The organism is Bradymonas sediminis (genome assembly GCF_003258315.1).
Taxonomy (GTDB): Bacteria; Myxococcota_A; Bradymonadia; order Bradymonadales; family Bradymonadaceae; genus Bradymonas; species Bradymonas sediminis.
Map to the genome: position 1 here is coordinate 3415926 of NZ_CP030032.1, position 24148 is coordinate 3440073.

Here is a 24148-nt window from a genome sequence, read left to right on the forward strand (position 1 = left end):
TGGCGCATTAAGCGTGCAGATAACCCTAAATCCCACAATAGAAAAGGTCAAATTTTAGAAGGGGTTATCGTCTAACCACCCCACCTGCATCACGCCCCACAGGCCGATCAAGATCGCCTCGGCGGCGTCATGCTTCAGCGAGGTCGGCCGCGCTGCGCCGGACCAATCGATGATCTGGCGAGCGAGGGTATCGGCGCGGGATTTGGCATCCTGGCCGCTGCGGCGGTGGCGCTTAAAGAGGAGATCTTCGCGCCAAATCTCGGCGTTAATAAGCTCGAAGCTCGCGCCAAGTTTGAGGGCGTCCTGGCGCCAGAGCTCGCCGAGGTTCGTGTCCCCCTCGGCGAGGACGTGGGCTAACCCGTCGACCTGGCGCAGCACGCCGTAGGTCGCTTTTTTGAGGCGCGCGCGGCTGCCGAAATTCGTCGAGCGATACTCCAAAAGCCGCCCTGTTTCACCGTAGATCGCCAGCCCGCTCTTTACGCCCAGATCGACGGCCAATAGTCGTTTTTCTTCGCTCATATTCAATCGCCTCTCAAGTCAAAGCCCTCATCTTCATCGGCGCGATGCGCGTGGCTCTATCTGCACGAGTGCGCGCATCATACCCATTTATTTCCAGCCTGTCGCGACCGCGCGACGCAAAGTCGGGCATGGATTCGCGGGCATAAAAAAGCCCCGGCGGCCCAGTTCTGGGCGGCCGGGGCGACAGCGTTCAGGCGATTAGAAATACGACCCGATGATGCACATAAGCGAGCTGAAGTCGGTGGGCATCAGCGTATCGATCCGATTGCCGGTGTCGTTGCTGATATAGATCACGCCGCAGGGGCCGACGTCGACGCCGTTAAAAATATAGGTCGGCGGCATGCCGGCGGGTCCAGCCAGGCCGACGTCGAGGTCCGTCTTGACGACGGTCTTGGCGCCGGTGGTCGGGTCGATGCGCGTGAGCTGGTCGCTGCCAGTTTCGACCACCAACAGGGTTCCGTCGCGGTCGACCGTCATACCCTCGGGCTGGGCCAGACCGCTGGCGACCAGCACGGGGCTGGCGAGCGCCTGGCCGGCTTCGGCGATACGCAGCACGTTGCCGGTCGCCCAATCAGCGACCCAAAGCGCGTCCCCGTCGGTCGCCAGTCCCGTCGGCACGGCGACGCCGGCCATCGGGATGGTCTGGGTGGTCCCGGCGGGTCGGCGCACCACGCGATGCGTCGTCAACTCAGCCACGACCAGGTCTCCCTGATAGCGCACGGCGTTGAGCGGGGTGGCGAAGTCGCCATGACTCTCGACCACATCATGCACGGCGGGGTCCCAGACCTGGACGACGTTGGCGAACCAGGAGGTCGTGAGCATGCGGCCGTCATCGTTGGTCGCCGAGATCGGCGCGGCGAGGTTTGAAACGCCGATGACGGCGTGGGCCTCGGCGACCTGCCAGCCACGCAGCGCGTCGTATCCCTTGATCGACAAGCCATCGCCGATGAACACCGAGGTGCGCCCCTGGTAGGGAATCACCGCCACGCCACCCGGGGCGACCATCCCCTCTTTGACCAGGCTGCGGGTCTTGCCGTTGGGCAGCACCCTGCGGACCCAGCCATCGTGGGAGTTGGTCAGGTAGATATTGTCGTGGGCGTCGAAGTCGAGGTTGTCGGCGCCGGCATCGGCCACCTGGACCACCACCGAGCTTGCGCCGGTCGCCAGGTCCAGCGCGATGACCTGCCCGGCCATCTGGTCGACCACATGCAGGATGCCCTGGGAGTTGAATTTGACCGCCGCGGGCACCTCGAGGCCCGTGAGCACCGTGGTGGCATCGCCCGTTTCGATATCGACGCGCACCACCGACCCGGCGAACCAAAGCGGGCCATAGAGATTGCCATCGGGGCCAAATTGCATCCCGTTCAGACCGCCGTAGCCCGACCCGACCAGGCGAGGCGGGTCAATGCCTTCCGGGTCCAACTCATAGAGCGCGTCGCCCATAAACACGATGGTCGCGAAGAGTCGACCGTCCGGGGAGAACGCGATGGCGTTGACGCCCGGGGTCAGCTGAGCCACGGTTTGTTTGACCCCGTCGGGGGTCAAACGCCCGACCTCACCGGTCAAAAACGAGGTCCAATACAGCGAGCCGTCCGGGCCGAAGTCCAGGTCATCCGGCGACTCAACGCCCACCTCGGTGCCCAGTCGCTCCAGCACTTGCCCGCTATTGGGGTTCACCACGAAGATCGCCCGACTCAGCACGCTGGCCACATAGAGGTTGCCATCGGGGCCCATACGCATGCCGTTGGTGGCGTGAAACTCGGCGCCCGTGGCGAGGGTGCGCGAGAAATAGGGGTTGCCCTGGTGACCGAAGAGCTCCGAGTTGAGCGTGCGCAGCGCATCGGCGTCCCCCGAATCATCGAGGTCCACGCCTTCCAGCAGCGTTTCATCGGGCGCCGCGGCTTCGTCCGAAGGCGCGGTGGCTTCTCCACAGGCCGTCAGCGAAAGCATACCGGCCAGGGCGATTGAGCAAAACGAGAGCGTGCGTGAGCTGACTGGATACATCATTTCATCTCCAATTCATTAGATCGTTATGAGCGATGCGGTCGCGAACAACTATTCTACGTACGAGACCTGAGAGTACGGTAGCCCTCTCAAGCTCGCAAGGAGGTTTCTGAATTATTGAGGCTCATCGTGCGCATTGCCGCGCCTATCCTTGAGCGCGCGGCGCACGTGCCTGCGCACCTGGTCGAGCAATTTCCCCTGCAACTCGCCGCCCAGGCTGCTGCCTCCCTTGGTCAAAATCTCACTGGTCCCCAGGCGCAGCCGCTCGGCCTCGTCGGGGGTCAGCTCTTTGGCCGTGACGACGATGACCGGGACATCGCGATACGCCTGGAGGCCGCGGAATTGGCGCAAGAACTCAAAGCCATCCATCTTCGGCATCATCAAGTCGAGCAAGACAAGGTCGGGCTTAAACCCATCGAGCGCGTCCAGCGCGACCTGCCCGTTGCCGGCCTCTTCGACCTGCCAGCCGTCGCCCTGCAGCGTGCGGCGCAGCAGCGACCGGGTCGGCTCATCGTCCTCAACCAGGAGAATATTGCCCAACTCGTTTACCTTGCCGCGATAGATGTCCAGGATATCCACCAGTCGGCGCCGGTCGATCGGCTTGACCATATAGTGGTCGGCCCCAAGCGCGTAGCCGCGCTCACTCTCGGCGACCATGGTCACCATAATGACCGGGATATCGGCCAGATGCGCCTGGTCCTTGAGCTTGGACAGCAGGGTCCAACCGTCCATCGACGGCATCATAACGTCCAGGGTGATGACGTCCGGGCGCAGCTGCTCGGCGAGCAACAGCCCCTCGGAGCCGCTGGCCGCGGTGGCGACCACGAATCCCTCTCGCTCCAAGATCCGGCGCAATAAATCGCGCATCGTCGCGTCGTCGTCGATGACCAGGATGGTCTGACAATTCATATCGGAATGGACCCGGCGCGGCAGCTCAGCCAGCTCGACTTCGGCCTGCGAAAGCTTGCCTTCGACGCTCAAATTACTCGCCAGGCGCACCGTGAATTTACTGCCTTCGCCCAGGGTCGACTCCACCTGAATATCCCCGTCGAGCAGCGCGCAGAAGTGGCGGGTAATGGTCAGCCCGAGGCCGGTGCCGCCGAACTCCCGGGTGGTCGAGGAGTCGGCCTGGGTGAAGGCATCGAAGATCGTGTCGAGCTGTTCTTCGCTCATGCCCACGCCGGTGTCTTCGATCTCACAGACGATATGTTCGTAGTCATCATCGGGCTGCACCCGCATGGTGACGGTGCCGTCGCTGGTGAATTTGCAGGCGTTGCTCAACAGGTTAAAGAGGACCTGGCGCATCTTCGTCGCGTCAGAGTTCATATAGCCGAGGGCGTCGCTGACCTCGACGTTGAGCGTGTTATTGGAGTTTGCCGCCAGCGGGGCGATGGTCGTGCGGATATCCTCGATCAACTCGTCGACCCGGAACATCTCGACGTGCAGGTTCATCTTGCCCGCCTCGATCTTGGACAGGTCCAGGATATCGTTAATCAGCGCGAGCAGATGCGCCCCGGCGGTGCGGATACGCGTCAGGTCCGGCAGGAAGTCGGTCACCATCTCCACGTTATCGAGCTCCTGGTCGCGCATCGCCTCGATCTCCTCCTTGATCATCTCGGAGTAACCGATCACGGCGTTGAGCGGGGTGCGAAGCTCGTGGCTCATATTGGCCAAAAAGGCGCTCTTCGCCTTGCTCGCCTCGATCGCGGCGTCACGGGCGTCGCGCAGCTCCTTGTCGGCGATCTTTCGCTCGGTGATATCGCGCAGCACCAGAACGGTGCGCTCGTCGTGGCTGCCAAACGCGATCTCGAGCGGGAATTCGTCCCTCTTCTCCCGCCGGCCCGTGTGCTCCAGGGACTCGCCAAAGATGCGAGAATCAACCGCAGCGGCCATCGAATCGGCGTCCAATGTGCTGACTAAATCGCGGATATCCTCGCCGATCATCGCGGCACGCTTCATCCCAAAGATCTTGGCCGCCGCCTTATTGGCGGTGAGGACCGCCCCGTGGGAGTCGACGGTGAGGATCCCGTCGGGCGCGGTCTCAAGCACAGCGCTCGTCGCCCTCTCCTTTTGGCGCAGCTCCTCGGTGAGCCAAGTCTGAAGATCGTCCTTCATATTGAGGATCGCAAACGCGGTGATCCCCATGCCCACCAGGCTGATCCCGGCCTGAACCTCGGCGACCTTCGGGGGCAAGCTGGTCGGAAAATCATAGCCCATCACGGTGGCCGCGGTGACCAGCAGCCAGGTCGCTACGATAACGCGCAACCAATTCTTCGCAGCACCCTTGCCCAGAAATAGCGAGGCCAGCAACGGCAACATCGTCACCCACACGATCGCCGGGGCGTCGAGCCCCTCATTTTGATGGATGAGCCAAATAAACAGCAGATACATCGGCGTGATGATCAAATGCCCGGCGATATCCAAGCGCCCCGTTTTTCGCAGCACAACCGGCGCGCTCCCAACCGCCAGCGCGCATAGGACAAGCCCCAGCGCCGAGTAATAGGAGCCACCGAAGGCCGAAATCGATGAGGCCACGACCGCCCAGAAGACGATCGTGAACGCCGTCTTCACCCCCATGATTGCGCGCCGCCTCTCGACGCCACTGTGATCTACAAAATCATCGGGAACAAAATAATCAACCATTGCGGAGAGCATGACTACCTCGGGACTCGCCAAAGTTTATTACAGATTATGGGCGAACGATGCGCAGCTTGATAGGTTCGACCCCTACATTAAGCGGCGAAATTTATCCAAGGGAATCCAGCAAAACACCCGCTGAGCCGCCGGCGCTCCCCGCGCGTGTCCCCGGGCGATTTTGGGGCCAAATATCTGCCCACGAACCAAAAACCCCGGCCGACGAGGTCGACCGGGGCGAGACGCTGAGGCAACTTTTTGCGCTGTTCGCGCGCTCACCCCCAGAAGCTAAGCTGCGCCTCCCAGATCTTTCGGCCCTGGGCGTCGTCGGTCTTCGAGGCGCTGAAAACGATCTCAATGTCGGGGTCCGAGGACTCCATCTCGACCCCGGAAGCCTTGAGCAAATCCGCCAATTTCTTCTCGCTGGCGTTCTCAAGCCCCGCGACGTCGAAATAATAATAAACAAGCGTAAATCCATCGACCAACGCAGTCTCGACCACCGCGACCCGGCCGTCGGTCAGCTCAAGAGTCTTCTCTTCGTCTGCGTATAACTCTGTCGTTCCGCCGCTGGGGTCCCCTTCATCCGTCGGGCGATTCGAGCGATCCGGCACAAAATAACTCATGATCTATTTCCTTATATTTTACTTATAAACCGCTAGCAAAAACCGATTATATCCCTGTGGGCCACGCCCTCCCAAGCGTGGCGGCGCGCCCGGCGAAACCCGACGGCCAGGGGACTCACTATCTACGCGCCCAAATACACCGGGATGGGCGAAGCGTCAAAATTGCGGAAGACCGCCGCCCCGATTTATCACGCGCGCGGCGAGATTTATAGCGATGAGGCCAAACGATCGACAAAAAGCCCGCCGAGGTTCGGATCCCCTCGGCGAGCAATTCGGTCGCTCCAGGCAGCGACGCTGCACTATAAGTCGACTCTCTAACGAGCTTATCGCCCTGCGTGCGCGCCGATATCTTCAAAGCCCGCAGCCGGGACGAGGAAGTCCGGCGAATTGGGGTCGGTCGACAGCGGCGTCGGCGTCCCCGATCGTTGCCACGAATTATTGCTCTGGATGCCGCTGTCATTTGCGGGCCGATCCATCTCATAGGCGATATTATTGCGCAGGGAGGTGTGATCGGCGGCCCAATATCCGCGTCGATTATTCCAGGAGGTATTATGATTGAATTGAACATCCACCCCGGAGTTATGGTCGAAGCCCGTCGCTTTATTATTATAGGAGAGGCAGTGCTCAACGGTGGTCCGAGCGCTCGGTGACGCGCCGCCCGACTTGATGCCTACGCCGTTGCCATTCTCGATGCCGTTCCCGTAGGAAATTGAGTACCCCACGTAGCCGTCCTGGCTTCGCCAGGTGTCGATGCCGTCGTCGGAGTTCTCGTAGACAAGGCAATTCTCGACGCGATTGCCGATGCCGCTCGAGATCGAAATCCCGTCCGAATTGCCGCCATAGTTATGCTCGGCCCCGCCAATCCCCGCGCCTGAATTGCCGAAGACTTCGCAGTCGGCGATCAGATTATAATTCGAGGATGGGACGCTATAACTCTCGTGAATGTGGATGCCGCTTAATTTGTTATCATACACCCGCAAGCCCTCAAGGACGTTATTGCTGGTGCGCACGCTAATGCCGGCGCGGGCGGCGTTTCGTACCTCAAAGAGCCTGAGCACCACCGGGTCTCCGAGCACCCGAATATAGCTCGAGTCATCGATGCTCTGCCCGGTCCCGTCGAGGATCGCGACTTCGCCGGGATAGCTCTCAAAGATCGTCGGCGCCGGCGACGTGCCTCGCCCGCGGAAGCTCAAGCGGCGGTCCATCGTATAAACACCGCCGCGCATAAAGACGACGTCGCCCGCCTGCGCCTGGTCGACCGCTTCCCAAAGGTCGCAGGGATTCGCCACGGTGCAGTCTTCGCCCGAGCCATCGGGCGCGGCAAAGATGGTCCCCTGCTCCAAGGGCGTCGGAGCCACTGGACGCGGCCCGAAGGGGCGCGGCGTCGGGCCGGCGTCCGGCGAGGTCGTGTCGCCCGGCGAGGTCGTGTCGCCCGGCGAGGTCGTGTCGCCCGGCGAGGTCGTGTCGCCCGGCGAGGTTGTGTCGCCCGGCGAGGTCGTGTCGCCCGGCGAGGTCGTGTCGCCCGGCGAGGTCGTGTCGCCCGGCGAGGTCGTGTCGCCCGGCGAGGTCGTGTCGCCCGGCGAGGTCGTGTCGCCCGGCGAGGTCGTGTCGCTCGGCGAGGATGTGTCGCCCGGCGAGGTCGTGTCGCCCGGCGAGGTCGTGTCGCTCGGCGAGGTCCCAGCATCGTGTGCCGAATTCGCATCGCCAGAAATATCCGACGAGGCATCTGCCCCTAATGTTTGATTCGACTCAGATTCGCTGCCCGAGCAACCTGCGGACGCAATTACAATCATCAACGCGGCAATTATCTTGATCATTTATCACCTAGCTCGCAAACATTAACGAAATAAAAACTCGCCGCTGCTGAGCCCCATCGTAATTGCTTTCGCGAGAGCTCACCGCACAGCCTTAATTTGCCTCTGTGGGAGCATCCTAACGAACTAATTTTCGTTTGTCGCGCACCAACAGACCGGAACCGAAACGAGGGTTATCCACAGCGTCTCCACCCCGTTTGGCCTGGGCAAAGTTTTCGCGATACACTTGGGCGCGATGCTTCGCAAAACAACGCCCCTCACCGTGACCCATTGAGTAGAAATGCGGATACAAAAGCCCCATCGCATCCGAAAACGCGTCGCGCTTCTCGCAATCATCGCCCTGCAATCGGCCTGCACGGGCGAAACCCAGGCGGGCCACGACGCGCGCGACTCGACCTCGTTTGAGCAAGATACGTCGACCGATGGACACACGCTCGACGCGACACCTGCCGATGCCCAACCAACAGAGGATGCCGAGCCGCTCAACGATGCGGACGCGGCGGGCTCTGCCCCTGACGCAGCAGATCCCCCGGGCGATATTACCTCGCCCGAAGAAGACGCAGGGAGTGATTCCGATGCCGTTGAGGTTGAGCCGGAAGACGTGGCTCCTCTGGGGCGATGGCAGAGCTATTTCAACACCCCCACCGCCGCCAATGGCTATGAGGACCAAACCCTTCGCGATCGCCTGGTGTTGTATTTGAACGGCGCCGTCGCCGGCTCGGAAGTGCGGGCCCATATTACCGAATTATCTTCGGCCAACGCGCTGCGGCCGGTGGTCGACGCCCTGGTCAACGCCCACGATCGCGGCGTGAGCATCTGGATGGTTCATAACGGCGACGCCAACCATTTTCCCGAGCTCGCCGCGCGCCTGGGCCCGCGCTATGTCCACTGCGGCACGCCGCAAGCCGCCAATAACACGGCGTGCCTGAGCAACGTCGATAACGGCACCCACCATATGAAAAATTGGTATTTCTCCCACACCAAGGTTGGGGACGATGACTACCGATATATGGTGATCGCCACCTCCTATAATATCACCGTCACCCAATCGCGCTTTTTCAACGATATGCTGGTCGTCAGCGGCAATCAGGCGCTGTATGAGGCGCATGTTGAGGTCTACGAAGACTACCTCCAGCAGCGAAAAACCGACGACCGCTACACCCAACCCCACGGCAAGATTTTTGTCCCTACGGCCGCCACCTATAGCGCCGAGTTCTCGCCGCAAAAGAACGGCGACATGGTCGCCGACGCCCTGGCCCGCATCACCCAATATGAGCCCGGCTGCACCCTGGGCGTCGGCACCCTTAATTTGACCCGCTCCGCCATCTTCAACCAACTCGAGCGTATCAAAGCCCTCGGCTGCCAGGTGCGCGTGGTCACCGGCACCGCGCTGAGCGACGAAAAAAAGGCGCGCCTGGACGCCGCCGGCATCCCTCACCGACAGATAAATCGCACGCGAAACGGCCACACCGTCAGCCTCCACAGCAAGATGATGGTCTACCGCGGCTATTATGACACCCCGGTCGCCCAGCACCCCAATCATGGTCGCGGCTGGGTATGGACCGGCTCACAGAACTTCACGTTCACGCCGCTGAAATATCGCGACGACGTCTTCGTCGGCATCTCACGCGGCGGCGTCACCAACAATTATAGCGACTATTTCGAAGTCATGTGGGCCAACGGGACCTAGAAGCCACGCCTGGTTGACGACGCCTTCGGTTCGGCCACGGTCCGCAGCGGCTTACATCAAAACACGAATTACCTGCTCAAGTCGTTTTCGGCTAAGAATACCCTGTTGGTCGAGGACTGAAAGGTTAAACGTCTGCTTCTTCGTAAGATTTCTCCAGTTTTCGGCCACCCATTTTAAGTCTTCGGCGGTAATAACACAGACATCAGCGTCTTGCTGGGATTCGAACTTAAGGCGAAGACAATTCTCTTCAGCAATGTCGTCAACCTCGGGAACGATGACCATAAAACAGGTCACACGTTTTTCGATGGAATCACGAATATAGCGTTTGAATTGTTTTAAATGAGAGTTCGGAAAGGTATAGATATTTTCCGTTGATTTATTGTCCCACATCAACAGGGAACCATCGGGCATTTCGATACAGCCATCGGGGTGATCGCTGCCGGGCATTGTCACAAGTTCAACCCCAAGTTTCTCCCTGAATAGGTAGCGCGTAGCCTCTTCGAATGCTCGCTCAATATCAATATCTTTTGAGATGACCTTGCTTGCCAGAAGATTCTCCCTGTCACGTTTAGCCAACTCAACAAAATACTCGTAAAAGAGCACTGCGGGATCAGCGTCATCGGGAACTTCTCGAATAAGTAGGTTGTCAAAATGAGAAACAATTCGCTCGAGTCGTTGCTGCTTGGTGCCACTTACGTTAACCCCTGGAAGACTTCCACAGATGTTGTAAAGGTCGTCATTCATTAGAGAATTCAACCCTTCACTGGGTTTTATTTCTGCCAAGAGAAGGCGCTCGGACAATTCGTCCTTACTTCCAGAAGTCGGCAAATTCTGTGCGCGCAGCACGCTGGCGAGGATCGCATTGGTCATGTTCTGCCAAAGTAACTCACGAGCATTGTCGCTCAGTTCGATGCCTAAAACTTTCTTAACACCGACATGAAACTCTTTGGGTAGAACAACATTGCGGCCATCTTCCGCACGATTGCAGTAAAATATAATTCCCTGGTGCTGCAAAAACAGAAGTGCTTTTGTGATATCTGCGTAACTGTGAAGTTCTCCACCAGGGGACGGGAACACCCCCATTAGAGCCTCCACGAGACGTTGTTGCTTCCGCGTAATCTGGAGTTTTTGGCGAAGCCGCTCAATTAGTCCATATTCATCCCGTGAAATGCTTCCGTCATCAAAAGCAACTTCAAGCACAGTCCGAAATATGTCGATACTTTGAGCGTCCGTATATTGAAGCGCATTGTCTTTAGCGGCCTCATCGAGCATTCGCTGCTCACGATCACGAACCCGCTCACAAAGTTCTCGCTCATCTAGCGCACACTCTGGAATATTCAGCATCACCTCAAGGACATAGTGAACCACAACCCGGGTTGAATGGTCGACATCAAACAAATCCAGACGGCGCTCAACATTCTGCGGTTTGGCCAACTCCTCGGCATTGCGTATGATATAATCACGCGCCTCATCTTCTTCGAGACGGCCCAGGTCTTTTGTGAAACTACTTAATACCCGGGTAAGATATTGTGTCGTCATCTTCGCCGCTGCATCTTCGATACGCATCACTCCCTCCTCCGCAAAACAAAATTCCTAAATTTTGGCTATGTAGACAGACTAGCATCGACGATTGAAACGCAAAAGTGACGATTTGGATGAAACAACGCTTCTATGATCTAACGCCCCAATATCCCCTCCTAAACGATCACAAACCGAAATAATTTAGCCTACAATCGCTCCAATATCTCAACAACGCCTTGGCCCAAGGCATCGCGGCTCCCACCGTTAGCTACAGATAGCTACGAACTCCCAGATAATTCACTGCAGCTATTGCCCTTAGTCCTGTATTTATTCGGTGAACCTAGGTATCCAACTCCCCACACTCGTCTTCACTCTTCACTCCAATAATCGTGCGCGGATGTGGGTATTGTTTAACCAACTATGGGAGTTCCACATCAACCAGCCCGATTCACCTCAGGCCAGTTTTCGCCACCAGATCGAGCGGTTATTCGCGGGCATCGCGCGATCCTCGACCCGCTCGAACCCGTGGGACTCGGCGATGGCGTTGACGGCCTCGAAGTCGCGGATGCCGCTGGCCGGGTCGCGGCGGCGCAGCCAGGCGTCGAAATTCTCGTTGCTCGGCTCGAGCGCGCGATCGGCGTAGCGATAGGGGCCGTAGAGAAAGACGACGCCGCCGGCGTCGAGGAGGGCCTCGGCGTGGCGAAAGAGGTGCTCGGTGGCCTCCCAGGGCGCGATATGAATGACGTTGATGGCCACCAGTGCGTCGACCCGCGGGCTGGAAAGCGCGGCATCGAGGCCAAGGGTCTCGGACCAATCATCCTCAAAGAGGTCGAGCGCGACGGGCGGATTGACGTTGGGCAACCCGGCGTCTTCGACCCACGCGCTCACCGAGTCGAGCCCGCCCGCCTGATTCGACGGCTGCCAGCGAAGGTGCGCCAGGCGCTCGCCGAAATACACCGCGTGTTGCCCGGTGCCGCTGCCGATTTCGAGGACGTATTTTTTGTCGGCGAAGACTTCTTTAAGCAGCGCGAGGATGGGGTCGCGGTTTCGCTCGCAGGAGGGAGAATAGGCTTTGCGTTGGGCTAGATTGTCTTTCATCGCGGATTCCTCGGAGGCGGATGTGGTCGGAGCGCTCATCTGCATAAGTTCGGGCGCGCCCACTTCTCAACAACACAAATACTCTGGTATCCTATTCGCCGAAAGGATAGAGCGAACACCTGGTCATCGCGCCAGCCAGTTTATCCGCGTCCTGATACGCCGTGTATCGCCAGAGTTTCCCGCGCGCGCCCGAATTATCTTTCCCTAACGTCTTTTATCTATGACGAACTCGAAGTCTGCAGCGCGACGATTGTTGGCCCTCGTCGTCTTCTCGGCGGCGCAGCTGCTGGCGAGCGGTTGCCTGGGTGATTCGCGCGCATGTCAAAGCGCGCAGGATTGTTTTTTGGGCGAAAGCTGCGTCGACCAGACCTGTGAGTCACCGCGCGTCACGGCCCCGGATAGCGGCGAAGCGCCCGACGCGACGAGCACGCCCGACGGCGGCGACTCTCGGGATGCGCACGGCTCAACAGACCCCGACGCCAGCGAGCCCGGGCCCCCCGACGGGTGCGGCTTCGCCGGCGCGCCCCCGAGATGCCAGCCCAGCGGCACCTCGAGTGATTATAGCCTCACCTCCCCGACGCAGCTGCCCCAGACGAACCTGGGCTGTGTCGACCATGAAGAACTCTCGGCGTTCGCCACGTTTAGAACCGACGCCCGGACGCTCTGCGCGGGCGAAGATCCGCATTATATGAGACAGAGATTCTGGCGCTGCAAAAATTACGACTTCCAGGTGAAGGTCACGCTCGAGACCGAGTCGAATTGCAATAACGACCAATTCGACCTGGAGCTCTATTGCAATAGCAACCAGGAGTTAATATGCGGCGATAGCAATCCGATTTGCACCGTGAGCGGGAGCACCTGCTCGGCGCAGGATGGCTCGATTTCAAAAATCGTCACGGTCCATAAGGTCTCGCATGCGACCTACGGCGACCTGAAGATCGGCGTCACCCGCGGCGACTTCGAGCAGACTCCCGATGCCAAGATCCAATTCGATTATACGGTTACCGTCGAGCAATACTGAATGGCCCGGATGAATCCATGACGCTTTTTTGCCCCGAATGTGGCGAAGGCTACGACAATTCGATGTCGGTCTGTCCGACCGATGGGGTGCGCCTGTACACCGTCGCCGGGCCGCAGGCCTCGCTCGTCGGCGAGGTGCTGGAGGGACGATTCCGCATCGAGTCCCTGCTGGGCGAAGGCGGGATGGGCGCGGTGTACCGGGCGGTGCAGATCTCGGTGGGCCGTCAGGTGGCGGTGAAGGTCCTGCACGCCGACTTCGACGACGATCAGGCGGCGTTGGAGCGCTTCTTTCGGGAGGCCAAATTTGTCTCGGAGTTGACCCACCCGAGCATCGTCCACGTCATCGATTTCGGGCAGGAGCCGCGCCTTAAGATCCTCTATCTGGTCATGGAACTCATCGAGGGGCCGACCCTGGACACGCTTATCCGCGGCGCTCGGCTGGACGTCGGGTTTGCCCTCGAGATCGCCTACCAGATCTGCGGCGGACTCACCGATCCGCACGCATCGCACGTGGTCCACCGCGACCTTAAGCCGGCGAATTTATTCGTAAATCCGGTCTCCGACGGCAGCATCCAGGTCAAGATTTGCGACTTCGGCATCGCGCGGGCGCTCACGCGCGCCACGCGCTTGACGATGGAGGGAGGGGTTTGCGGGACGCCCGCGTATATGAGCCCGGAGCAGGCGAGCGACCTGCAATTGGACCCTCGCACCGACCTGTATTCGCTCGGGGTGATTCTGTATCAGATGCTCACCGGCTGGCTGCCCTTTGACGCGCCGAGCAGCCTGCAATTGATGCTCAAACATATCCAGGAGACACCGCCACCGTTCGCCGAGATATTGGGCGAGCGCGCCCTGCCCGCCTCGGTCGAGTTGCTGGTCAACGATTTGATGCAAAAGTCCGCGGACGCCCGTCCGGCGTCGGCGCGCGTTGTGCGCGAGCGTATCAACCGCATCCGCGCTGAGCTGGCGCTGGCGCCGATCCAACTCCCCGCGCAGTTGTCCGCCGAGGTGACCACGGCCCGCGATCTTTTTGCCCAGTGGATCGTGCCGACCGAGCCGCTGCCAAACGCCCCGCAACCCGATAGCCGAGAGCTTGGGTTCGCGCGGACCCAAGGCCCCTCCCACACCGAAACGCAGCTGCTCCCGCCGTCGAAGACCCAGACGCTCCTCATAAATGGAAACGCCCGGCAGACCCCCGGGCCGAGGGCTGCGCGCTCCGGCGAGACATTCAAGCAATTGGCGATGCCTCGGGTCCTGGCCGACGCGTCCCCTGCGGCCGAAGAGGTTGCGCCGAAGCAGGTCAGCGCCCCGCTGAGCCAACCCGAGCCAAAGCCCGTGCGCCAGCGGACCACCCCGCAATCGCCATATACGGCTGAGTCCGCCGAGAAAGCTGAGCCTGCCGCGCCCGCGTCATCGAACCGACTTCTGATTCTCGCGCTCGCCCTAATATTGGGCGCGCTCCTGCTGGTCTCGGTGGGCCTGGGGTTTCTGTGGCTCAACGCTCAAAAAACCTCGGATGACACGCCATCGAGCGCGGCGACGAAAACGCCTGAGCCCCTCAGCCCCGCCGAAGACTCGGCGCCGCGCGAGGACGCCCGAACGACGGCGACCAACGAAGCCGCTGAAGCCGTGGCGCCCGAGGTTGAGAAGCCGGCGGAGCATCGCCCAAAGGCGTCGTCACAACCGATGAAACCAGCGGCGCCAAAGCCGCGGGTGACGAAGGCTTCCCCCGCGAAAACGCCGGTCAAAGCCCCTGCAAAAGACAAGGCCCCCGAGGCTGCCGCGGTCGCCTCGGGCAACGAAAACACCACCAGCACGGCTCAGCAAAATGAGGCGCCCTCCAACGCCGCGCCCCCGAAGAGTGCGACCACGCCCACCAGGACCGAGGCGTCCGAGCGTTTGGACTCAATCTTTGGGAATAAAGGTCTTCGAAAAGAGTAAAATACCGATATGAATTATCTGAACCTAAAAGCAAACTCGCTGCGCTCCATCGTCTGTTTGGCGAGCGTCTTGGTGGCGTTTTCGGCCCACGCACAGGAGGCGATTCCATCGCATCAGGATCTGTCTGCGGCGCAGCAGCAGGAGTTGGTCGACCTGATCGACAAAGGCCAAGCGGCCTTTGACGCGGGGGATTTCGCCGCGGCGCTCGCCTCTTATCAGGATGCGTACGCGCTGTTTAGCCACCCCGACCTGCGCTATCGCATGGCCCGCTGCCACGAATATTTGGGCGAGCTCCCCGAGGCGATCGAGGGCTATGAGAGCTTCCTGGCGGCCACGCCCGACGCCGAGGAGCGTGGGCGCATCGAGAAGACCGTCGCGGCGCTCAAGGAGCGCCACCGCCAAACCCTGCCCGCCACCCTTGAGCTGGTCGTCATCCCTGCCGACGCGAATGTTTTTATCGACGGCGAGCGCGTCTCAAATTTGCAGCGCGAAGAGGGCCGCGTCGAGGTTGAGTTGGAGGCCGGAGCGCATGATATCTGGGTCGGAAAGCGCGGCTTTAGCGATAAGCGCCAGGTTTTTCAATTGAGCGCAGCCGAGTCCAAAACGCTGGCCATTTCATTGGACCTGGCCGATGCCGGCGCGCCCGAAACAGCCAGCGGCGGCGTCCCCATGGGCCCGATCATTCTGGGAAGCGTGGGCGTGGTCAGCGGCGTTATCGGGGTTGTCAGCTATACCCAATACGCCTCAGACCGCGAGCAAATCGACCAATGGGATGCTCAAAAAGGCCAGCAAACTCGGCCCGCGGACTACGATTCGACCTACGACGCGATGAACACCTCGGCGACGCTGACCTGGGCGTCGGGCGTGGTCAGCGTGGCGAGCCTGGCCACGGCAGCGATCTGGTGGTGGGGCTTTGGCGACGAGACCCCGACGCCGCCAGCCTATCAGAGCGGCATCGCGCTGGACTCGGTGACGTTTACCCCGGACCCGTCGCAGGGCAACGCAGCGCCCTCGGACGCCCGCGGTCTCTTTATGCGGGGGCGTTTCTGAGCGGCGCCTAAAAATGCGCCCTCGGGTCGCGTCCCGAATGGTTATCGAAATCAAATCTTGCTAGAATCGCCTCGCACTCTATTACCCACAATGCTCAACGCGAGAATGTCATGATATTTAGACTCCGAAGCGCGATTTCGCGGGACCATGGGCGAAACGCCCTGCTGATATGCCTTCTTTTTCTGGCGCTCGGGGGCCTCGCCGGCTGCGGCGCCGACGACTCGTCGCTGGGCACCGGAAAGGCCGACACGGGGACAAGCAAGACCGACACCTCGCAGCCTGACACCGCGAGCCCGGAAGACACGACCTCCGCCGACACCCAGCAACCCGAAGACACCGCGTCCGACGAAGATACCAACGTCGGGGTCGACACATCGGAGATGAGCGACGCCCAGGACGGAGGCGACGCCAATGCCGACGCCGAGGTGGATGCAGGCCCTGACGCCGACTCGGGTACCCCCGACAACGCCTGCAATGACTCGAGCGATTGCGACAGCAGCGGTGGCATTTGTGTGGAGCCGGGCGGCTTCGTTGGCTGCGGCATGTGCCAAGATTACCTGGTCACCTGCACCGCCGACACCGACTGCGAGCAAACCTCTCAGGGCGAGAACGGCATTCGCTACGTGTGTGAAAAGGTCACGCCCGAAGACTGCGCCTGCGACACCAGCATCAGCATCTGCAAGCTCGCGTGCGAGCAGCACTCCGACTGCGCACAAGGAGAGCGATGCAACCCGGAAGGACATTGCATCGCTACCCCATGCACGCCCGCTAGCAGCGAGGTACAGGCGCGCTCCTGCCCGCCGAACTTTAGCTGCCAGGCCGCCCTTTGCCCGGTTGACTCGACGGACTGTTTCGAGTGCGCGCGCACCCAATGCGCCAGCGACGCCGAATGCCCAAGCGACGGCAGCGTCTGCGTCAACGGCCAATGCCATAGCGAGCCGGGAAGTTGCCAGTTCCCTCCCCCCTGAGCGCCCAGCCTAGTTCAGGCACCGCCTGAAAAATACGCCCCCCCGATGACGCGAGCGTCACCGGGGGGGGGGCGTATTTTCGCCGAATTTTTCCGCGCCCCATCGGCAATCCAGCCCCTCAACTTATCTCTCGGGGACGCTGGCAATCGAATCGATTATGCTATAGAAGCGCGCCTTGGGCGGGCATTCGCCCGCGCAGGAAATACTCGCCGGCGCCGATGATTGGGACGTCGGGCGAGCTAATTTGATGAAATCTCTGATGTAATATTTGATTCGCAACTGGCGAGGGGAAGCGAGCAGCGACGGCGAAATTTGCCGGGGTGCGCGTGGAATGATTGCAGCACCTGAGTGTTCAGGGTTGCGCAGCGCGGTGTTGTTTGCATCGCCGCTAAACAAAAACAGTTTAAACGCTTAGAAAGGACGTACCGTTTTGTTGAAATCTATCAAAGAATCGTGGTTCTCGAATGTACGCATGGACGTCTTGGCGGGGATGACCGTCGCCCTGGCGTTGATCCCCGAGGCGATCGCATTCTCGCTTATCGCAGGGGTGGACCCGATGGTCGGGCTCTACGCCTCGTTTTGTATCGCGGTCACCATCGCGTTTGTGGGCGGGCGCCCGGGCATGATCTCGGCGGCCACCGGCGCGATGGCCTTGCTGATGGTGACCCTGGTCGCCGACCACGGGCTGCAATACCTGCTCGCCGCGACCATCCTCACCGGCGTCTTGCAGATTCTCTTCGGCTTCCTGAAGATCGGTCGCTTCATCACCTTTGTGCCGCACTCGGTGATGCTGGGTTTCGTGAACGCCCTGGCGATCCTCATCTTCATGGCCCAATTGCCGCAATTCGAGGGCGCCGGCTGGATGATGTACGCCATGGTGGCGGCGACGCTCGGCATTATCTACGGGCTGCCGCGCATCACCAAAGCGGTGCCCTCCGCGCTGGTGGCGATTGTCGTGATGACGATCGTGATGTTCTTTGGCGGCTTCGAGCTCAAAACGGTCGGGGATATGGGCAAGATGACCCGGGCGTTCCCGCTCTTCGCGCTGCCGGATATTCCGCTGACCCTCGAGACCCTGAAGATCATCTTCCCCTACTCCTTCGCGCTGTCGATGGTCGGTATCCTGGAGTCGCTTTTGACCGCGAGCATCGTCGACGATATGACCGACACCAAGAGCGATAAGAACAAAGAGGTGCGCGGCCAGGGCATCGCCAATATCGTGGCGGGGTGCTTCGGCGGCATGGCGGGCTGCGCGATGATTGGGCAGTCGGTTATCAACGTCAAAAGTGGCGGGCGCGGCCGGCTCTCGGCGCTGGTCGCCGGGTCCTTCTTGCTCTTTTTGATCATGGTCGCCGGCGACGTCCTGGCCATGATTCCGATGGCCGCCCTGGTCGGCGTGATGGTGATGGTGTCGATCGGAACCTTCGATTGGCAGTCGGTGACCCAGTTGCACAAAGTCCCCATGAGCGACGCCATCGTCATGCTGACCACGGTGGGCGTGGTGGTGTACACCCACGACCTGGCCATGGGCGTGTTCATCGGCGTCATCCTGAGCGCGCTGTTCTTCGGCTGGGATATCGCGCGCCTGAGCGCCGAGCACCACGAGAACGAAGACGGCGTGAAACACTATGCGGTGCAGGGGCAGATGTTCTTCGGCACCACCAGCCACTTCGCCGACCTCTTCGAGGTCACCGAAGACCCCGAGCATATCGTCATCGACTTCTCGGCCTCGCATGTCTGGGACCACTCGGCGGTCGCGGCCATCGCGCGCATCATCGAGAAATACGAGGGCTTCGAGAAGAAGGTCACGATTACCGGCTTGAATAACGAGAGCCAACAGCTTGTCGAGCGCGTGGGGCTGAGCGCGTCGTCGGGGCATTAATCCCGCGCAGCCGGCGCAAAAAAGCCCCCACGCCAAGGCGTGGGGGCTTTTTTTATTCAATCTTCAGCCGGCATCATTTCTTGACTTTGATGCGGTCCTGCGGGCCCGGGGCGACCGGGGTGTTCTTCTTGAAATAATCAATCGCGACATCCAGGGCGGTGGGGCCGACCTGCTTATTGGTGCCTTCGCCCAGGACGGTGAAGCCGTCGCCGCCGCTGGCTAGGAATCCGTTGACCGTGACGCGGTACTCCCCGCTCGGGTCGAGCGTCAGGCCATTGAGCTTGATCGAGGCCGGGTCGACAAGGCTGCCGATCTCGCCGTTGGGGTCGAACTCATAGGTGAAGCCTTTGGAGACCTGGAGAATCTTGGGGAAGTCGCCGGCCCATTGCTGCTCCAGCAGGCGGTGAATCTGCGCGCCGGTCAGGGTCAGGGTGACCACGGTATTGCCGAAGGGCAGCGCGCGGTGCATATCGGCGTAGGTGACGCTGAGGGTGTCGCTGCCCTCCTCGACGGTGCCCGGGACGGACTCACGGATGCCGCCGGCGTTCATGAAGGCGATCTGGGCGCCACCGGCATCGGGCGCCTGGGTGGCGACGAGCTGAGAGTCGGCGATAAGATCACCCAGGGCCGACTCACCGGCCTCGTTCTGCTCGCGCGTAATCGGCGCGGTGATGCGCCCGACCGGCTGATTGGCCACGACGGCCGCCGAGTCAACGTAGCCCTTGACCATCGCGGCCAATTCGACGTCTGCGGGCAGGTCGTCGTTGCGCACGACCTCGTTGACGCCAGCCTTATGGACGATATCGCCGGTCTTCGGGTCGAGCTTCACGTCGACCTCGGTCAGGATTCGCCCGTAAGAATAGGCGCTGGTGACGAGTCGCTCATCGACCGTGCAGATATAATTTCGGTGGGTGTGCCCGGTGATAAACAGGTCGACCGCCTTGCTCGAATTCTTGACGATATCGACGATCGGGCCGCGCATATCACCGCAGTCGCTCAGGCTCGCCTGGGCGGTTTCGGGCTGGCCGCCCTCATGGATGAGCACGACGATGGCTTCGACGCCCTCGGCCTGCAGCTTCGCGGCGACCTCGTTGATGACCTCGGCTTCGTTGCGGAAGGTCAATCCCCGAATGGAGTTCGGCGCGACGATTTTCGGGGTGCCCTCGAGCACCAGGCCGATAAAGCCTACCGGAATGCCGCCAAATTCTTTGACGCGATAGCCCGGCAGGATGGTCTCGCCATCTTCGCCGACCACATTGGCTGCCAGATAATCAAAGTCGGCGCCGCCGAAGACTTCTTTGTCGGTGCAGTCATCGCCCTCAAAGCAGCCACCGTTTTGCTTGCGCAGCAACTCCTGCCAGCCCGCGTCGAACTCGTGGTTTCCGACCGCGCTCAGCTCCAGGCCGATCTTGTTGAGCGACTCGATGGTCGGCTCATCGTGTTGCACCGCCGAGACCAGCGGGGTCGCGCCGACCAGGTCGCCCGCGGCGACCACGATGCTATTGGGGTGACCCGCGCGGGCCTTCTCGACATAGGATTTGATATAAGCAACCCCGCCTGCGTCGACCTTTTCACCGTCGACCACCACCGTGCCAGCGGGGGCTTCGAGATTGCCGTGGAGGTCGTTGATCGCGACGATGCGCAGCGGCACGAGGCCGTCGGCGTCGCGGCCCTCCGCGCTCACCCCCGGGCCGTCGCGCTCGGCCGAGTCCGGCACCGGCTGCTTGCCGGCACAACCCGTACTGACGCCAACCCCAAAACCTGCAAGAACCAATAATGTGACAAGATAGAGACGTGACTTCGTCATTCTGTGCCTTCTCCATACAAAGAGGATTGAAATTTCTGAAATTGGTGCCAGAAGTATGACACCACAGATAGCGTCATAAAAAGAGCGTGTCGAGCATCGCCCGGCTTTTCAACGGCCGGGTGAGCATTTGCTCAAGCGCGGCGTCCAGGACTCGGCGAAGTTGTTGGTGGACCTTTGGGTCACCAAATCCGGCAGCCGAGCCATCCGCCGGGTTCTGAAGATAGCATAGCAGGGCAAAGGTTTGGTGGGAGAGAAGCCCGGTGGACTCGCCGGGGCGTCTGCAGGCGCCGCAGATAAGCCCCTCACCACTCCTCATACAGCGCAGTCGGTCCATCTGTGCGGCGTCCACGCCACAGCGAAAACAACCGTCAAAGGAGGGCAGCGCGCCGTGGATGGCGAGCAGGCGCAGCTCGAATTGAAAGAGCATGAGCTGCAGAAAATAGACGAAGTCGGGGAATTGCTCGGGCGGGGCGGGCTGCCCGGCGCTGCTTAAATCGGAGGCGGCCAACTCGGCATAGAATACGTCGAGCAGGTCGAAGGTTTCGGGCTCGGATTGCCCCTCCTGGACGAATTCGCGCACCAACTCGGTGGCGTAGGAGGCGATGGCGATCTTGTCAAAGCTCCCCTCAAGACCCTGATAATCCAGGAGAATTTCGATCTCGCTCAGGGAGGCCATCGAGCGATTGGCGGCGTGGGTATAGCTCAGGTTGAGCCGGCGCATCGGCTGCAGCCCGCCGCCGAAGCGCTTTTTGCTCGCGCGCGCGTTGCGCGCGCGAGCCGAGAACTTGCCCGTTTCTCGCCCGAAAACCGTGATAATCTGGTCCTGGTCGCCATAATCGACCCGGCGCAGAATAAACGCGGTGACCTGTTGAGGTTTCGACATCGGGTGGGTTCACTGCTGAGTTCGGGCGGCCGAGCTACCTCAGGCGCCTTTCGGGGCGTATTTGTCGATAAGCCGACCGACCCCGGGGACCGCTTCGGCGACGTGCTTTTCGGCCTGTCCGCGCAACTTTCCGTAGGTCTTGATGATGACTTTTTTCTCGGCGCGGTCGACGCGCGCGTCGGTGATCCCGAGCAATGCCTGGGTCGCCTCGTCGCTGCGCGGCTTCAGATAAGTCTCGAAGCTGCTGGCGCCGTCGTCTTCCAAGAAGGCGACATAGAGCGGGTCGAGCGCCTCGGCGAAAGGATCCAGCAGGGCGTCGGCCGCCTCGTGAATCATGCGCCCACCTTTGAGGCGCTTGACCACCGAATAACCGCCCTTAAGCGCGACGCCTGAGAGGCCAGATTTGCCCTGAACCTCGGCGTCAATCAGCGCGACGACATCATCCACGACGTCTTTTCGGTTGGCAGCGTCCAGGCGTGTTTTCAATTCAGCCATAATATTTATCTCTAATCGATGAAGGTAAACGAAGAAATGGGCGTCGACTTCGACGCGCCCAGTACTTGCCCAATATCATGCAGGCCAAGGTCTGGGCGAATTGCAAAATGCAAATCGCCCGCGCGGCCTAATTATTCCGTGTCGATCCATTCCTCGGCAGGCAAATCGGTCGCCGCGAAGAGGCGCAGCGGGGCGAGGATGGTGGTCCCGGCGTCCAACGCGCCGACCAGGGGCCTGGGGCGGCGCAAGACCAGCGCCGGCAGCACCACCTCGTGAAGAAAGCCCAGCCCCGGCACCTCGACCGGAAGGTTCGCGCGAATCTCGGCGAACCAATCGGCCATCAACGCCGCGAAATACGCGGCGTCACCGTCAAACCTCGAGGCCATCCAGCTGCCGATATCGCTGAGCATGGAGTCATCCTCGTCGGTGAACTCGAAGAGCATATCCGGGCTGTCCTTCCAGGTCACCAGCGGACCGAGCCGGTCGATATCGAGCCCGGCGTCCTGAAAGATCAGGCGACGACAGATCGAATATGGGTCGTCCAAAAGATCCAGGGACACCGCGGTCTCGAAGGGCTTTGCGTCCGGGTCTTTCGGCCAATTCGGGTCGTGGAGTTGAACCGGCGCGTCCGGGTCCCCGGCCAGGTATTCGAAGGCGTCGAAGATATTGCTCGCCCACCCGCTCTGGGCCTCTTCGCCGCGCCAGGTCTCAAAGCGCGCGGCCCCGGTTTCGGGGTCGTGGTCCACGCGGATCCATGGGCGCTCGCCGATTTCGTCGAGAAACTCAGCGTGCTCCATGCGCCCTCCCTCGAAGCCACCGCTGTCGATGACCACCCAATCGAGGGCTTCGAGTGCGCGGCGCACCCCGGGGATAAGTGGTGGGCGAAGTTGGCGAGCGACGCCGGCTGGCAGGTCGCGCACGCGCGCCAGAATTAGCGTGTCTTCGAGGTCTTCAAAGGGAATAAGGAGCGGCGCGTGCAGCCAATTTTGAACGGGGACGCCGTCGAAAAGCCAGACCTCGCCGCCGCGATATTGGCGCGCGACGCCCGACTTCTCCAGCTGATGGGAGCGCACATCAAAGCGCTCGCCCAGGCCCAATTCAGGCAGGATAATCTGGTCGTAGACATCTTCCTGCCGCTCGATCAGAGCCTCAAGCGCGGAGATAATCTTGGCCGCGGGCACACGTGCGCCGGGCGCCGTGTGGATCTTCGCGAGGCTCTTCTGCAGCAAATCGGCGGCGTGAGTTATCATAATTCTCCCGGACAAATCGCCGGGGGAGCCTTAAAAAGAAAGTTTGAATGTACCGCCAGCCCCGTCGGCGCTGACATAAGGCGCCCACTCCAGGTTGCTGTCCCCGCTGGAGGCGAAGACCCCTTCGCCCGTGTATTGGGAGTCCAAATACAGCACCACGCCACCGCCGATAAGCGCGGCCGCGCCCACGCCAAGCGACACCCAGGTCAGGGTATTTTGCGTATCCCAAGTGTTCTGATCTTCTTCGAATTGCCTGTCCTGGGCCGCGTCGTCGCCAAACTCCGCATAACACCCGCTCTTGCCGGCGTTCTCACACGCGAAACGGTCGTCGACGTCGGAGATAAGGACCTTGGAGCCGAACAGCGCCGCAGCGCCGAGTCCCGCCACGCCCACGCCGACCAGCGACCAGCCCAGAACGCGGCTCGTCGAAAACTCGTCCTCGTCGTCGGGGTACGTGTCGCCTGGAGGCGTGACTTCGGCCCCGTTCGCGTTCTTTTTCTCAGCCGCCGCCAGCGCCGCAGCTTCGCGCTTGGCCTCGGCCTTGGCATAAGCCTCCTCCAGGCTCGCGCGAATCGCGGGCACGTCGGTAAACCGGGCCTCCGGGTCCGCGGCCATCTGCTCCTGATAGGTGTCGAGGATGTCCAGCGCCGCCTTCAGGTCGCCGTTGGCCTGGTTCGCGAGCACCCGGTTGTATTGGTAAATAAGGTCCGGATCCAGGGCAAACGCGCGGGCGAGCAGTTCATCGGCGCGCCCGTAATCTTCGGCCTGATAGGCCTCAGACGCCTGCTGGTAGAAGACCGCCGCGTCCGCAGCATCATCGGCAAAGACCGTTCCCGCCGGGAGCATCAACGCGCCGGCCAGGCACAAACTGATAAATTTCGTTTTCTGCGAAGTCTTCATCGTGTGAATTACCAAGATATTTAATTTATCGAAGACGCCCGCCCCTGCG

General features: G+C 60.9%; 18 protein-coding genes. 6 read left to right on the top strand and 12 right to left on the bottom strand.

Annotated elements, in window-relative coordinates:
* Positions 1-54 precede the first annotated feature (54 nt).
* The 5 genes from DN745_RS12905 to DN745_RS12925 all read right to left on the bottom strand — a co-directional run bounded on the left by DN745_RS12905 (position 55) and on the right by DN745_RS12925 (position 7597).
* Positions 55-519, bottom strand: a complete 465-nt coding sequence (locus DN745_RS12905; RefSeq protein ID WP_111335425.1) for a hypothetical protein — start codon at positions 517-519, stop codon at positions 55-57.
* A gap of 198 nt (positions 520-717) precedes the next feature.
* Positions 718-2526 (bottom strand): Vgb family protein, encoded by a 1809-nt coding sequence (locus tag DN745_RS12910; RefSeq protein WP_111335427.1) that lies wholly within the window; start codon positions 2524-2526, stop codon positions 718-720.
* 111 nt (positions 2527-2637) lie between these two features.
* Entirely contained in the window at positions 2638-5100 is a 2463-nt protein-coding gene (locus DN745_RS12915; protein ID WP_162687654.1) for a response regulator, read from the bottom strand.
* 332 nt (positions 5101-5432) lie between these two features.
* Positions 5433-5780: a hypothetical protein gene (locus DN745_RS12920; RefSeq protein ID WP_111335430.1), complete on the bottom strand. Its 348-nt coding sequence runs from the start codon at positions 5778-5780 to the stop codon at positions 5433-5435.
* 323 nt (positions 5781-6103) lie between these two features.
* Entirely contained in the window at positions 6104-7597 is a 1494-nt protein-coding gene (locus tag DN745_RS12925) for a right-handed parallel beta-helix repeat-containing protein (RefSeq protein ID WP_162687655.1), read from the bottom strand.
* 277 nt (positions 7598-7874) lie between these two features.
* On the opposite strand from DN745_RS12925, the gene DN745_RS12935 reads away from it, so the two are divergent.
* Positions 7875-9284 (top strand): phospholipase D-like domain-containing protein, encoded by a 1410-nt coding sequence (locus DN745_RS12935; RefSeq protein ID WP_111335435.1) that lies wholly within the window; start codon positions 7875-7877, stop codon positions 9282-9284.
* A gap of 51 nt (positions 9285-9335) precedes the next feature.
* Here the strand turns inward: DN745_RS12935 and DN745_RS12940 are convergent, their stop codons facing one another.
* Both DN745_RS12940 and DN745_RS12945 read right to left on the bottom strand, forming a co-directional pair.
* Positions 9336-10850 carry a PDDEXK family nuclease gene (locus tag DN745_RS12940; protein WP_111335437.1) on the bottom strand — a complete coding sequence of 505 codons (1515 nt, stop codon included), beginning with the start codon at positions 10848-10850 and terminating at the stop codon, positions 9336-9338.
* 408 nt (positions 10851-11258) lie between these two features.
* Positions 11259-11903 carry a DUF938 domain-containing protein gene (locus DN745_RS12945; RefSeq protein ID WP_111337676.1) on the bottom strand — a complete coding sequence of 215 codons (645 nt, stop codon included), beginning with the start codon at positions 11901-11903 and terminating at the stop codon, positions 11259-11261.
* Positions 11904-12123: 220 nt separating this feature from the next.
* Between DN745_RS12945 and DN745_RS12950 the strand changes: the two genes are divergently transcribed.
* The 5 genes from DN745_RS12950 to DN745_RS12970 all read left to right on the top strand — a co-directional run bounded on the left by DN745_RS12950 (position 12124) and on the right by DN745_RS12970 (position 18764).
* A complete protein-coding gene (locus tag DN745_RS12950) occupies positions 12124-12924 on the top strand; it encodes a hypothetical protein (RefSeq protein WP_133621853.1) in 801 nt (266 codons plus the stop codon).
* 17 nt (positions 12925-12941) lie between these two features.
* Positions 12942-14864 (top strand): serine/threonine-protein kinase, encoded by a 1923-nt coding sequence (locus DN745_RS12955; protein ID WP_111335440.1) that lies wholly within the window; start codon positions 12942-12944, stop codon positions 14862-14864.
* Between the two features lie 9 nt (positions 14865-14873).
* Positions 14874-15914, top strand: a complete 1041-nt coding sequence (locus DN745_RS12960; protein WP_111335441.1) for a tetratricopeptide repeat protein — start codon at positions 14874-14876, stop codon at positions 15912-15914.
* A gap of 110 nt (positions 15915-16024) precedes the next feature.
* Positions 16025-16882 carry a hypothetical protein gene (locus DN745_RS12965; RefSeq protein WP_111335443.1) on the top strand — a complete coding sequence of 286 codons (858 nt, stop codon included), beginning with the start codon at positions 16025-16027 and terminating at the stop codon, positions 16880-16882.
* A 430-nt stretch (positions 16883-17312) separates the two neighbouring features.
* Positions 17313-18764: a SulP family inorganic anion transporter gene (locus DN745_RS12970; RefSeq protein ID WP_111335445.1), complete on the top strand. Its 1452-nt coding sequence runs from the start codon at positions 17313-17315 to the stop codon at positions 18762-18764.
* 73 nt (positions 18765-18837) lie between these two features.
* On the opposite strand, the gene DN745_RS12975 is transcribed toward DN745_RS12970, so the two are convergent.
* The 5 genes from DN745_RS12975 to DN745_RS12995 all read right to left on the bottom strand — a co-directional run bounded on the left by DN745_RS12975 (position 18838) and on the right by DN745_RS12995 (position 24099).
* Positions 18838-20571 (bottom strand): bifunctional metallophosphatase/5'-nucleotidase, encoded by a 1734-nt coding sequence (locus DN745_RS12975; protein WP_111335447.1) that lies wholly within the window; start codon positions 20569-20571, stop codon positions 18838-18840.
* A 73-nt stretch (positions 20572-20644) separates the two neighbouring features.
* The gene (gene recO / locus DN745_RS12980; RefSeq protein WP_111335449.1) at positions 20645-21454 is read right to left on the bottom strand and encodes a DNA repair protein RecO; all 810 of its coding nucleotides are present in this window, start codon (positions 21452-21454) and stop codon (positions 20645-20647) included.
* A gap of 39 nt (positions 21455-21493) precedes the next feature.
* A complete protein-coding gene (locus tag DN745_RS12985; RefSeq protein WP_111335451.1) occupies positions 21494-21949 on the bottom strand; it encodes a DUF6918 family protein in 456 nt (151 codons plus the stop codon).
* Between the two features lie 131 nt (positions 21950-22080).
* Positions 22081-23199: a hypothetical protein gene (locus tag DN745_RS12990; RefSeq protein WP_111335453.1), complete on the bottom strand. Its 1119-nt coding sequence runs from the start codon at positions 23197-23199 to the stop codon at positions 22081-22083.
* A gap of 30 nt (positions 23200-23229) precedes the next feature.
* Positions 23230-24099, bottom strand: coding sequence for a tetratricopeptide repeat protein (locus DN745_RS12995; protein ID WP_111335455.1), 870 nt, complete (start codon positions 24097-24099; stop codon positions 23230-23232).
* Positions 24100-24148 lie beyond the last annotated feature (49 nt).